Annotated in this window: 11 protein-coding genes; 6 read left to right on the top strand and 5 right to left on the bottom strand. The window is 60.2% G+C overall.

What is annotated here, in order from left to right:
• Positions 1–2: 2 nt before the first annotated feature.
• From TQ38_RS27855 to TQ38_RS27875, 5 genes are all read left to right on the top strand, one after another.
• Positions 3–710 (top strand): response regulator transcription factor, encoded by a 708-nt coding sequence (locus tag TQ38_RS27855; protein ID WP_082057767.1) that lies wholly within the window; start codon positions 3–5, stop codon positions 708–710.
• 470 nt (positions 711–1,180) lie between these two features.
• The gene (locus tag TQ38_RS27860) at positions 1,181–1,636 is read left to right on the top strand and encodes a (2Fe-2S)-binding protein (protein ID WP_043976606.1); all 456 of its coding nucleotides are present in this window, start codon (positions 1,181–1,183) and stop codon (positions 1,634–1,636) included.
• Entirely contained in the window at positions 1,629–3,785 is a 2,157-nt protein-coding gene (locus TQ38_RS27865) for a molybdopterin cofactor-binding domain-containing protein (RefSeq protein ID WP_043976605.1), read from the top strand. Before TQ38_RS27860 ends, TQ38_RS27865 begins: the two co-directional genes overlap by 8 nt.
• On the top strand, positions 3,782–5,113 hold the full coding sequence (locus TQ38_RS27870) for a cytochrome c (protein ID WP_043976603.1): 1,332 nt from the start codon (positions 3,782–3,784) through the stop codon (positions 5,111–5,113). The genes TQ38_RS27865 and TQ38_RS27870 overlap by 4 nt, the downstream gene beginning before the upstream one ends.
• Before the next feature lie 35 nt (positions 5,114–5,148).
• Positions 5,149–5,496 (top strand): carboxymuconolactone decarboxylase family protein, encoded by a 348-nt coding sequence (locus TQ38_RS27875; RefSeq protein WP_370059840.1) that lies wholly within the window; start codon positions 5,149–5,151, stop codon positions 5,494–5,496.
• Between the two features lie 28 nt (positions 5,497–5,524).
• Here the strand turns inward: TQ38_RS27875 and TQ38_RS27880 are convergent, their stop codons facing one another.
• The gene (locus TQ38_RS27880) at positions 5,525–6,634 is read right to left on the bottom strand and encodes an AraC family transcriptional regulator (protein WP_240198196.1); all 1,110 of its coding nucleotides are present in this window, start codon (positions 6,632–6,634) and stop codon (positions 5,525–5,527) included.
• A 3-nt stretch (positions 6,635–6,637) separates the two neighbouring features.
• On the opposite strand from TQ38_RS27880, the gene rclC reads away from it, so the two are divergent.
• Positions 6,638–7,279 carry a reactive chlorine resistance membrane protein RclC gene (gene rclC / locus TQ38_RS27885; protein WP_043976600.1) on the top strand — a complete coding sequence of 214 codons (642 nt, stop codon included), beginning with the start codon at positions 6,638–6,640 and terminating at the stop codon, positions 7,277–7,279.
• Positions 7,280–7,405: 126 nt separating this feature from the next.
• Here rclC and hemA read toward each other — a convergent pair whose 3' ends face one another.
• The 4 genes from hemA to TQ38_RS27905 are packed head-to-tail and all read right to left on the bottom strand — an operon-like array spanning position 7,406 to position 11,920.
• Complete coding sequence (hemA, locus tag TQ38_RS27890; protein WP_043976598.1) at positions 7,406–8,620, bottom strand: 5-aminolevulinate synthase; 1,215 nt, start codon at positions 8,618–8,620, stop codon at positions 7,406–7,408.
• Positions 8,621–9,553, bottom strand: a complete 933-nt coding sequence (locus tag TQ38_RS27895; protein WP_082057765.1) for a CPBP family intramembrane glutamic endopeptidase — start codon at positions 9,551–9,553, stop codon at positions 8,621–8,623.
• On the bottom strand, positions 9,537–10,322 hold the full coding sequence (locus TQ38_RS27900) for a hypothetical protein (protein ID WP_043976597.1): 786 nt from the start codon (positions 10,320–10,322) through the stop codon (positions 9,537–9,539). The genes TQ38_RS27895 and TQ38_RS27900 overlap by 17 nt, the downstream gene beginning before the upstream one ends.
• 14 nt (positions 10,323–10,336) lie before the next feature.
• Complete coding sequence (locus TQ38_RS27905; RefSeq protein WP_082057775.1) at positions 10,337–11,920, bottom strand: serine hydrolase; 1,584 nt, start codon at positions 11,918–11,920, stop codon at positions 10,337–10,339.
• Positions 11,921–11,970 lie beyond the last annotated feature (50 nt).

Genomic DNA, 11,970 nt, shown 5'->3' on the forward strand with positions numbered 1-11,970 from the left:
CGATGGAAGACAGACCGGTGGACACTTTACCTCTCGTGCTCGTAGTCGACGATGACCCGGATATCCGAGCGAGTCTCACCGATATGTTCAATTCGGTCGGGATGGACACGCTCGTGTTCGCGTCGACGGCTGAGCTCTTGAAGCATGACATGCCGGACCGCCCGAGCTGCCTTATCCTAGACCTCCGGCTGCCCGGGGCAAGTGGACTTGATCTACAGGCACGGCTGGCCGAAGACGGCGTCAATATCCCTATCATCTTCATCACTGGCTATGCCGATGTACCGACGTCGGTACGTGCGATGAAGGCGGGAGCACTCGATTTTTTGCCGAAGCCGTTTCGTGAGCAGGAGTTGCTGGATGCCGTTGCAGAGGCGCTTCGGCACGACCGGCAGCGGCGCCTTGACGATAGTGAGCGCAATGAAGTGCGGGTTCTGGCCGAAAGCCTGACACCGCGAGAAATGGACGTTCTTCGGGGCGTCGCCCGCGGGCTCCTTAACAAGCAGATAGCCTATGAACTGGGGATCACCGAGATCACGGTGAAAATGCATCGGTCAAGCGCTGGGCGCAAGATTAAATCGGTTTCGGTCGCGGACATGGTTCGCAAAGTCGAATTGCTCATCGGCTATACCGGGGCCGCAGCGAGTGGCAGTGGCCGACATTCTAGCCCGCCGCGTCAGCGGCCCGAGGGAGCGTCCCCGCTGAATAAATAGCTTGGGATTTTCAGTCCACGAACTCGCCCCGAAACCGGCTTATGGCGCGCCGATAAGGTCGATTCATCGATGATGGCCATGCCGCCCTCGATGGCGGAAGCAACACGTTCGCGTTGCCTGAATTCGCAGGAAACACCGCGCCGCGTAGACCGAACCGAGCGCCATTAGGCAGGGCGATCACTGCCGCAGCCTCTTCGACAGGGAAAATTTGGCCCGGACCAAAGCTCTCGTCCCTATCGTCGCGGGTTCGTTTGATAATGCCGACCAGTATCGGAAATGCAGGCCGCGACGCGATCTTCGGCAGGTCCTCGCCGCCGAACGGTAGCTATTAAATCCTAGCGGCAATCGCGTTGTGCGGCACGCCGACCCGGCGGTCTGCCCATGCAGCAAAGTACGGCATCCCATACCCTTGTACGTCTGTTCTCTGCTCTCCTCGGCAGGCTAGCATAGTTGCCGAAGCGGAGAAAATCATGGTCAAAGTGCGGGTAAACGATGAGGTGAGAGAAGTGGCGGTTGACGCCGACACGCCGCTGCTCTGGGTTCTTCGCGACTTGCTTGGAATGACCGGGACGAAATTCGGCTGCGGTATAGCCCAGTGCGGCGCCTGCACGGTGCATCTCGATGGCGTGGCGGTTCGTTCCTGCCGCCTCCCGATCGGCCAAGTTGGCGAGCGTGCCGTTCGGACAATCGAAGGGGTCGGTTCCACCCCCGTCGGCGCAAAGGTCCAACAGGCGTGGCTGGATCTCGATGTGATCCAGTGCGGCTATTGTCAGTCGGGCCAGATCATGGCAGCGGCAGCCCTTCTCGCTGCAAATCCGAAACCTGACGACGCCGATATCGATGCAGCAATGGCGGGAAATATCTGCCGCTGCGGTACCTATGTCCGTATCCGCGACGGCATCAAGCGAGCCGCCCAACATGACTGACACAGGCCTGTCCCGTCGGCAAATCCTTCGCACCGGGGCGCTCGGCGGCGCCGCGCTCTTTCTTGGGGTCAACCTGCAGTCAGCCGATGTTGCGCTTGCAGCGCCAGGCGATAACGCGACCTTCAAACCCGATGCTTTCATCCGCATCGCGTCCGATGGGCGGGCGACGTTGATCATGCCGCAGACCGAAATGGGGCAGGGCATCTACACCGGCCTCGCCATGCTCATTGCGGAGGAACTCGATCTTCCGCTCGGCGGGGTGGTGCTAGAGGCAGCGCCAGCCAGCGATAAGCTTTACGGCAACCCGATTTTCAAGGTCCAGGCTACCGGCGGCTCGACGTCCATGATGGGCTACTGGATGCCGATGCGGAAGGTGGGAGCGAGCGCGCGGGCAATGCTCGTCGCGGCTGCCGCCCGACGCTGGCGCGTCGATCCCCAAAGTTGCCGTACTGAGGCGGGTGCAGTCTTCCATGATCCGAGCGGTCGAAGTCTGACTTACGGAGCGCTCGCGGGTGCGGCAATGCGTGAAACGCCGCCCGCCGAGCCGGTACTCAAGGACCCTTCGAAGTTCCGGCTGATCGGAAAATCACACCGCCGGCTCGATACGCCCGAGAAGACCAACGGCCGAACCAAATATGGCATCGACGCGATGCCCGAAGGTATTCAGTTCGCGACACTCGCCTCCCCCCCGGTGTTTGGCGGTAAGGTGTCAGCAGTGGATGACACGCAGGCGAAATCGGTGCCCGGCGTTCGCCAGATTATCGTCCTTGATGACCTTGTCGCCGTCGTTGGCGACACCAGTTGGGCCGCCATGCGCGGCCTGGCCGCCGTCGATATTCGCTGGGATGATGGCCAGTTTGCCGATGTGTCCACTGAGACGATACACGATGACCTGCATGAAGCAGGACGTTTGGAGGGCGCCGTTGTCGTCGACACTGGTGCACGCGGCAAGCTGACGGGTGAAGGGGTAATCTCGGCTATGTACGAGTTGCCGCTCCTCGCACATGCGCCGATGGAGCCGATGAACTGTACCGTTCACATCACACCGGGTCATTGTGAAGTGTGGGTAGGAACCCAGGTCATGACGATGTCTCAGCGCGCGGCGGCCGAGGAAGCAGGCCTAACGCCGGAACAGGTCACCATCCACAATCATTTGATCGGTGGTGGCTTCGGCCGTCGCTTGGAGGTCGATGGCGTCCGGAAAGCGGTCAGGATCGCGCGCCATGTTGATGGCCCGGTAAAAGTCGTTTGGACTCGTGAAGAGGACATCGGGAAGGCGCCCTATCGTTCGGTCTATGGCGCTTGGCTGAAGGCGAAGCTAGAGAATGGCAAGCCGGTGGCTTGGTCGCACAAGGCGGTTGGGCCAACTGTCGTGGGTCGTTGGTTGCCGCCCGCGTTCGATGGCAAGGTCGATAATGACGCGGTCGATGGCGCGGCTGAGACACCGTATGATTTTCCAGCCAGTTTCGTCACTTGGGTGCGACACGAGCCGCGAGGCGTGCAAACGGCATTCTGGCGCGGCGTCGGGCCGAACCTCAATATCTTTGCCACAGAGAGCTTCGTTGACCGGGTCGCGCATGAAGCGAAACAAGATCCGCTTGCATTCCGCCGGGCATTGATCGGCAAGCATGCTCGTGCTCGCGCGGTACTCGATATCGCGACGGAAAAAGCAAATTGGGACGGCGCCCTTTCACCGCGATCGGGCCGTGGCATTAGCCTGCAGTTCGCGTTCGGAACGTACCTGTGTACGGTTGCCGAAGTTGTTGTCGCCGATGACGGCGCGGTCTCTGTCACGCGCATGACAAGCGCCGTCGATTGTGGAACCCCGGTGAATCCCGATGGCATCGTTTCGCAGATTCAGGGAGGGCTGGTGTTCGGACTATCGGCGGCCCTTCACGGTCGCATAACGCTCGCCGCTGGCCGGGTTCAGCAGAGCAATTATCATGATTATCGGGTCGTGAGAATGGACGAGATGCCGCTGATCGAAGTGCATGTCGTGCGCAATGCCGAAGCGCCAGGGGGCATCGGCGAGCCTGGTACCGTTTCAGTGCAGGCGGCCGTCTGCAACGCAATTTATGCTGCAACCGGTGTTCAACTTACGCGCATGCCGATTGATCGCGCGCTTATCGCCAAGGATGTCCGGACATGACACAGCGGCGACGCACATGGATGCTGCTTGGCGCAGCGCTGTTGGTATTCGGCGCCGCCTTAGCGTGGCGGCTGATGTTTCTTCCATCCGCGCTTGGTTTCGCAGGCGGCCATCAGGTGGACCTCGCGCAATATCAAGGGGCTGGCGTCACCGGGGTTCCCTCCGAACTGGCGAACGCCGAGCCGCTCACAAAGGGGAAGTATCTCGCGGAAGCGACGGATTGTGCTGCCTGCCACACTGCTAAGGGCGGTAAGCCATTTGCGGGCGGTCGTCCTTTCAAGCTTCCCTTCGGAACCATTTACACGCCGAATATAACGCCTGATCGGGAGACGGGGATCGGTGCTTGGACCGATGCGGAGTTCCTGCGCGCGGTGCACAAAGGCATTGGTCGGAATGGCCAGCGATTGTATCCGGCCTTCCCGTACGCCTCCTACACCTTGTTGACTGATGCCGATGTGCTGGCGATCCGGGGCTATCTCGCCAGCATCCCTGCGGTTCGCCAGGCAAACCTTCCCAATAGCTTCAGTTTCCCTTTTAATCAGCGTTGGCTGATGGCGATCTGGGGCACGTTCTTCAACCCCGACTCGCGTTTTCGCCCCGTAGCGGAACGCAGCGCTCAGTGGAACCGCGGCGCATATCTGGTTGAAGCGGCGGGCCATTGCGGAGAATGTCACACCCCGCGCACGCTGATGCAAGCGATGGACACGCGTCGGAAGTTTGCAGGCGGTCAAGCCGAAGGCTGGAATGCGTACAATATCTCCAGCGATCGATTGAGCGGGGTCGGCGCGTGGTCGTCGGATGACCTGGCCTCATACCTCGCCAAGGGTCATGCGCCCGGACACGGCGTTGCGTCCGGGCCGATGGCGGAAGCCGTAGAGCTCAGCACGAGCCGCATGACGCCGACGGATATCGCAGCAATGGTCGCCTATCTGCAAACGATCCCGCCGATTAAAAACAAATCTTCGCCGCCGATGGCGGGGCCGGCCCCCACCGTCGCGAGCGCTGGCCCGAATGACAATCCGGCCGGAAAGCGCCTTTTCGAAGGTGCATGCGCCAGTTGCCATGCATGGAACGGCCGCGGGGCGGTGACGCCGGATCAGCAGTTGACCGGCAACCGGGCCGTGAACGACGCGAGCGCGGCAAATGTGGCCATGATGATCTTGAATGGCATCGGCTCGCCCGAGCACAGCGGTGCCTTCATGCCGAGCTTCCGCGCCGCATACAGCGACGAGGAAATAGCTTCGGTTGCCAACTATGTGACGGCACGCTTCGGTGCAAAGCCGTCGCGGGTATCGGCGGCCGACGTTGGAAAGATGCGCGAAGAATAGCCGCGGGTGCGGTTTCGCTAAACAGGAGAAGTCTCATGCACATGATGGATTGGAACGGTTACCGCGACCAGGTATTCGCTGGCGTTGGTGCGATCGGTAAAATCTCCCCTGACACGACGCGCGGCTATGCCACGCTGAGCAACGCCGGGGAAAAGACCGGTCATCTCGACAAGAAGACTCGCGAGTTGATAGCAGTTGCTTGCGCGGTTTCGTTGCGCTGTGACGGCTGCATCACTGTCCACACCAAGGCAGCGCGCGAAGCGGGGGCAAGCGAAGACGAATTGACCGAGGCCCTTGGCGTGGCGATTGCGCTGAATGCCGGCGCAGGTCTCGTTTATTCTACCCGCGCGATGGATGCATTCGGAGCCGCAGCGGAAGCCTGATTCCGGCAAAGACGTGGGCAGGTCTGGGTTAGAGAGTTTCTTCTCCAGTCCGGACCTGCTCGCGAGCCCCCTCGTTCAGCGAACCCGGTTCGGAGAAACGCAGTCGGCCTGGACGGACACCATATCTGCGAAGGATCGCTTTGCTCAAGGCGCCTTCAGAGCTGTACCCGACGTCGGCTGCAATTCTAGCAATCGGATCGATGGTGCCAGCCAGCCGCTGACGAGCTACGGCTAGTCTTAATTCAGAGACGAATTTCATTGGTGCGGCCCCGCCGTATTTTCGGAAGCTGCGAACCAGCGTCGCGCGCGAAGTCATCGCAGTCGCCGCCATATCATCCAACGTCCATTCCCTGGCGAGGTCGCCAAGAACAGCAAGCACGGCGCGTGCCGTTGTGCGGTCGCGAAGAAGTGACAGGGTCGAGTTGCTGTCCGCCTCGGCGCTGAGATGGTCGCGCAGCATCATTACGAAAAGTGCACGGGCGAAGTCGCCGGCGATCATGTTCGAGCCTGGTTTGCCCGAGTCTAGTTCGTCGCGAATGTCGAGCATGAGCCGTCGGAACCTCTCCATCAGAGGCTGGTCTGCAGTCCGAATGACAATCTCGTCGGGAAGGGCGGCCAGGAGCGGATTGTCTTCAGCCGTATCGAACAGCAGCCGCCCGCAAAGGAGTTCAGTGTCCATTTCAGAATCGACCGTCGATTTGTCGCGCACGCCATTGCGATAGTCGCTGGTGATCTGATGGACCGGCCCCTTCGCATAGCTTCGAACGACGTGGCTATCTCCATGCGGCAACAGAAGGATGTCGCCTGCGCAAAGCATCATTGCGCCGAGCCCGGGGCGCTCTAGCACGCAGATGCCGCGGGTGATGATGTGGAACTGAGCCCAGCGGCGGCCGCCTGGGGCATGGGCCGACTCCCAGCTACCGCCAAACCGGCAGAAATCCTCGATTTCCGGTTTGACTCTCAGCAAGGGCACCATGGCCTCAATCAGATCGCCCACGGCCTCAGACATCAGCACCTCCTTTTGATCCGCATGGCCACAAACTTGCGCCGTGCCGCCATCCCCCACCCCTAAGTCGCGCGCCATATTGCCAGCAGTAAGGCTCAGCAGGCTGACGCCGTAGTAAGGCAAAGAAGACACGTCATGAATATGATCATTCGTCAGGGGCTTTCGCTGATCGCGGCTCCGCGTTCAAACCGAATTGGCATCGTCGCCATGAAAATTGCCATAGCCATCATCTTTCTATGGATAGGGGCTCTGAAGTTCGTGCCCTACGAAGCTGACAGCATCACGCCCTTTGTGGCCAACAGCCCGGTCATGTCGTTCTTCTATGACCACCCAACCGAGTACAAAGAGCACATGACCCACGAAGGCGAGTTCAAACCAGCACAACGCCAGTGGCAGGCGGCTAACAACACCTATGGTTTCTCCAAGGGACTGGGGGCGCTCGAGATCGCTATCGGTGCGCTGACACTTGGCGGCCTGGGGTCGCGGAGAGTAGGCCTCCTCGGCGCCGCCCTTGCTTTCGCCACACCTTTCGTGACGCTTTCCTTCTTGTTCACGACGCCTGAGGCCTGGGTCTCGGCCCTTGGTGACGCCCAGCATGGCTTTCCATATCTGTCGGGTGCTGGCCGCCTGGTTCTGAAAGATGTTGCGCTTCTGGCCGGTGCGTGGCTTGTTCTGGTCGACACCGCTCAGGCTCTTTTGCTCGGCCCCACGGTAGAAACCGAAATAGCCCGGCCCTCGAGCGTCACGGCCTTCGCCAGGAGCCGTCGAACCGTCTAACATGCACCCGGAACAGATTGGCTGGCATTGCTAAGCGGTGACCAGCCATGCTTCTTTCCTGTACCACTAACGAAACTGGGTCATATTGGCCACGCCTGCGCATATATCATCGTCGGTCGACTGTGTTCATGCTGCTTGTCGAAGCTCGAGGCGGTTCCAGATTTCCACTAGCGCCGCGGTCAATTTTAGCATCATCGCTTCGGAATGCGCAGGCCCGGGTGTGAAGCGAAGCCGCTCGCTACCGCGCGGTACTGTCGGATAATTGATGGGCTGCACATAGACCCCGTAATCGGCCAGCAGGATATCGCTTATCTGTTTGGCGCACACGGGATCGCCCACCATCAGCGGCACAATATGCGTCGTGGAGGGCAGGACCGGCAACCCAGCCTCCGCCATCAGCGCCTTAAGCCGGGCAGCGGCAGCCTGCTGGCCGTCGCGCTCGATCGAGCTGGTCTTGAGGTGACGGACGCTCGCCAATGCGCCGGCGACCAGGACCGGCGACAGGCTCGTCGTGAAGATGAAGCCAGGCGCATAACTGCGGATCACATCGACAATCACCCGATCTGCGGCGATATAGCCGCCCATCACTCCGAACGCCTTGGCAAGCGTCCCCTCGATGATCGTTAGTCTCCCCGCTGCATTCTCGCGATCCGATATGCCGCCGCCGCGCGCGCCGTACATGCCAACCGCGTGGACCTCGTCGAGATAGGTGAGCGCGTTGTATTTGTCCGCGAGGTCGCAGATGGCATGGATCGGTGCGATGTCACCGTCCATCGAATAGACGCTTTCGAACGCGATAAGCTTGGGTGCCTCAGGCGCTTCGGCGGCGAGCAACTCTTCCAGATGCGCGAGATTGTTATGTCGGAAAACTCGCTTCTCGGCGCCAGAATTGCGGATGCCCGCGATCATCGAGGCATGGTTGAGTTCGTCCGAGAAGATGATGCACCCCGGCAGGACCTTGGCCAAGGTGGCTATTGTCGCCTCATTCGAGACATAGCCGCTAGTAAACAGCAATGCGCTTTCTTTTTCGTGCAGATCGGCCAGTTCAGCTTCCAGGTCGATATGGTAATGGGTGTTGCCACCGATGTTGCGAGTGCCGCCCGATCCGGCCCCGACATCATGTAACGCCTTTTCCATCGCCGCGATCACGTGGGGATGCTGACCCATCGCGAGATAGTCGTTCGAACACCATACGGTGATCTGCTTCGGACCGTGATGTCCCGCGAAACATCGCGCATTCGGAAAGGTGCCTTTGTTGCGCAGGATGTCGACGAAGACCCGGTAGCGCCCTTCTGCGTGGAGGTTCCGGATCGCCTGTTTGAAGACTGTGGCGTAATTCACCTAGCCGGTCCTATGCAGGCCGGTTTCCACGGAGGCGTTGGCACGGGTTCGCCGCATCGTGAAAAGAAATACCGCGAGACCGATAGCAACCGCCACCAGCGACGCTTCGGGACCGAAACTGCCGCCACTTAGCCACAAGGGCGCGCCCGCTTGTGGTGCGGTCACCAGTAGGCTTCCATCGCTCGGCATTCCAGATACGCGAGCGCCGAAAATCGCTCCCTGAGCAAAGTTCCAGCCAGCATGCGCTCCCACCGAGACCCAGATGCGGCCGGTGAGCAGATAGAAGCCGGCGAACGTCAAGCCAGCCTCGACCGCTATCGAGATTGTCGAGAAAACGGATGCTGCGGGATTGAAGAAATGGGCTGCCCCGAAAAGCGCGGCAGACAAAATGAGCGCCGGTTTGACCCGAAAGGCGCTGACGAGGAGGCGAAAAATGACCAGACGGGCGAGCAGTTCTTCTAGAAGACCGGTACCCAGAGTCTCGCGAATGTCGTGGGGCCAGTCGGTCCACGTGCCGACAGAGATTTCATAAACACCGATCAGCCAGAGAATGCCGATCACTGTAGACATGACGGCGACACCAATGGCGATGCCGAGCACTAACTCCTGGGGCAGAGCGCCGAGAGCCAGTTCACTGACAGTGCGCCGCTCGCCCCAGCGGATCAGCAATCCATACGCACCGTAAGCGAGAATGACGGTCACAAATGCCATCGTCAGAATTACGGTCGTATTCGACGTGAAGCCGCGCACGATAGATTGCAAGGAAAGTATCACTGCCAACACTGCCATCACGGCGACCAGCCACAAGAGGCTACGCAATGGACGTCGCCTGCCTTTGAGCACACCGCTGGGCTCGGGCAAGTTCCACCCCAGACCATCAATGCGGATGGCCTGCAGTTGGGCCGTTGGTTCGTCTTCAGGAGCCTTTGGCATAGGTAAAGCCTACATGTTGCAGTTCGATGAGATAGGCGACCACACTCGGAACCAGGACCGCGCCGGGGATGAGATTATTCGTTAGATCGGCTGCGATAACGTCGGCATCGCCCCCCCCCTGTTTTGCGACGAGGCCTCGCGCGATCGCGTGGATTGAATCGTGGCAGGCGACCATCACGGCGCCGCGCCTTTGAAGGGAGGCGATATTGTTATTTCCCGGTCCGTAGAAGCCACCCGTTTTCTGCCGATCGTCGGAAGGCGAAACACCGCTCGTTTCGCGCAGGAAGACATTCTCGGCCGGCTTGCCGCCGATGTTGGCGGCGAGGTCGTATTTGGTCCACATTTCCTGACCGAACAGCGCGAGATGGGCCGTCCCGTGCACGGCTGCGACGGCGAGGAAATCCGCGTGCCCGTGAGCAAAGGCCTGTCCATTCATCGCTTCGCGCATCAGGTTCAGCCATGGGGCCGCGATATCCGTGCTCTCCCAGACCTGCGTGCGTGTTCCGCGGTAACCAAGCACGAGCGCTGACGCTTCATGATCCCAAAGCTCGGACCGGTCGATCATGAAGGGTACTTTGGCAAAGCTGCGGCGTCGAGGTGCATCGGCCAATCGCTTGGACAGCTCGGACAGTATCGCAGCGCCAGGCGCCAACCCATCCACCTTTGAAGCCTTACTTCCAGCCAAGACCGTTTGAGGAACCGAGGCGAGAAGCGCTGCGCCGCCAAGCACGCCGAACGTACGCCGCCTGCTTATCGAGACATCATGCATTGAGCCAATCCCTTTCAATATGCGTAGACGTTGGCGGCATGCCGGGCGACGCCAGCCATGAAGCCAGCCATCATTTTGATCGTCGCCGGGTCGTTCAATTCGTATCGCGCAGCGAGGGTGTCGAGATTGGGATATCCGATCCACGTGCGGCCCCGCGCGTCCTGCCAGACAAGCATCTTCAGAGGCAGTTCGAGGCCAATCGCCTGGTTTTCGAGCATCAGCTTTGTCCCGACCTTTGGATTACCGAAGGTGATGACGGTGGTCGCCCGAAGCTGCTGGCCGATGCCGCGAGCATTTTCTGCGTGATCGATGCTTGCAAAGACGGGGACCTTGGCCGCTGCTAGCCCGCTCTTGATACGAGCGATCGTCTCTGCCGGATCGAACTTGCTCTCCTGGGCAACGATCTGGCGCTGGTCGATGTTCGGACCCGTCTCGCCGCGATAGGCCGCCGCGATCTGTCGGGCGAGCACGGTCAAATCGACGCCTTCCTTATTCGTCAGCAACGTCACGCAGACGAGTTCGTCGGATTCTGTAAAGCGGCTGAGGTAAGAACTGAAGCCGGGAGAATCCCCCTTCACCTCCATGAACCCCGGGTGGTGGGTGAACTCCCATCCGATCATTGCTGGAACGACCGTGCCGTTGGCGAGCGTCGTCGGCGTGTACACGACGTCGCGGTCGGCTGCATCCTTGATCAGCGTCGATCCCGCAAGACCGATATCCCATTTGCTGATGTCCTCTGCTGACGACCACATGTCGCCGAAACCGAACAGATTGGAAGACGCTTCTGGCGCGACCGCGACCATATGCCCGTCAATGAATTGGTAGCCGGTCGCCGGCTCGACGGGATTAATGAACGGAACTTCGGACTTGAAATGCGAGTGCTGGTTGTCGTCCGGATGTGAGGCTGGTCGATCGATCTTTGCCGACTTCGCGAAATCGGCGGCGAACATCGTGCTCGGCAGGCCTTCCCGCTCGATCTGATTGATGCGAACATAGTCGCGGTATGGGATCCCGCTGGCATGCTCGACCGCGAGGGCCAGCAAGGTCGCGTTCGTGGCGCTCAGTTGTACCTGGGTCCCGCTCTTAAAAAGCAGCGGCGCCGATCGAACGAGATCAATCAGTTCCAGAGGAGTGTAACGCTTGGCGTTGTCCAGCTTCGGACGATAGTCGGGAATTCCTGAGCTGTGCTGCATCAGTTGCAGGATCGTGATCTTTCCCCACGCCGCCGGAAGACCCGCGACGTGCTTCGAAATCGGATCTGAAAGGTTGAGCTTGGCGTCTTCCTTGAGTTGCATGATCGCAACGGCCGTGAAGGCCTGGGTGATCGGGCCGATGTTCCACATCGTTTTGGTAGACGCCAGTTCGTCCAGCTCCAGGTTGGCTTTGCCATATCCCGAAGAGCGCGGGATATAGGGTGCTTGCACGATAGCCAGGGTCAGCCCGGGCAGATCCTGATCAGCGATGAAAGCCGCGATGAGAGCGTCGATCGTCTCTCCGCGCAATGACAGGTTGGGCGACCCGCGCTCGATCGGGAGATGGGGCGAGGGTGCGGTCTGGGCCTGCACACCGTTGCTTACGATCATCGCAGAAGCCGACATCAAGATCATCCTCTTCAACCAACTAAACCGCGTCATCCTCAAGGTCCTCC

This window comes from Novosphingobium sp. P6W (assembly GCF_000876675.2).
Lineage (GTDB): Bacteria > Pseudomonadota > Alphaproteobacteria > Sphingomonadales > Sphingomonadaceae > Novosphingobium.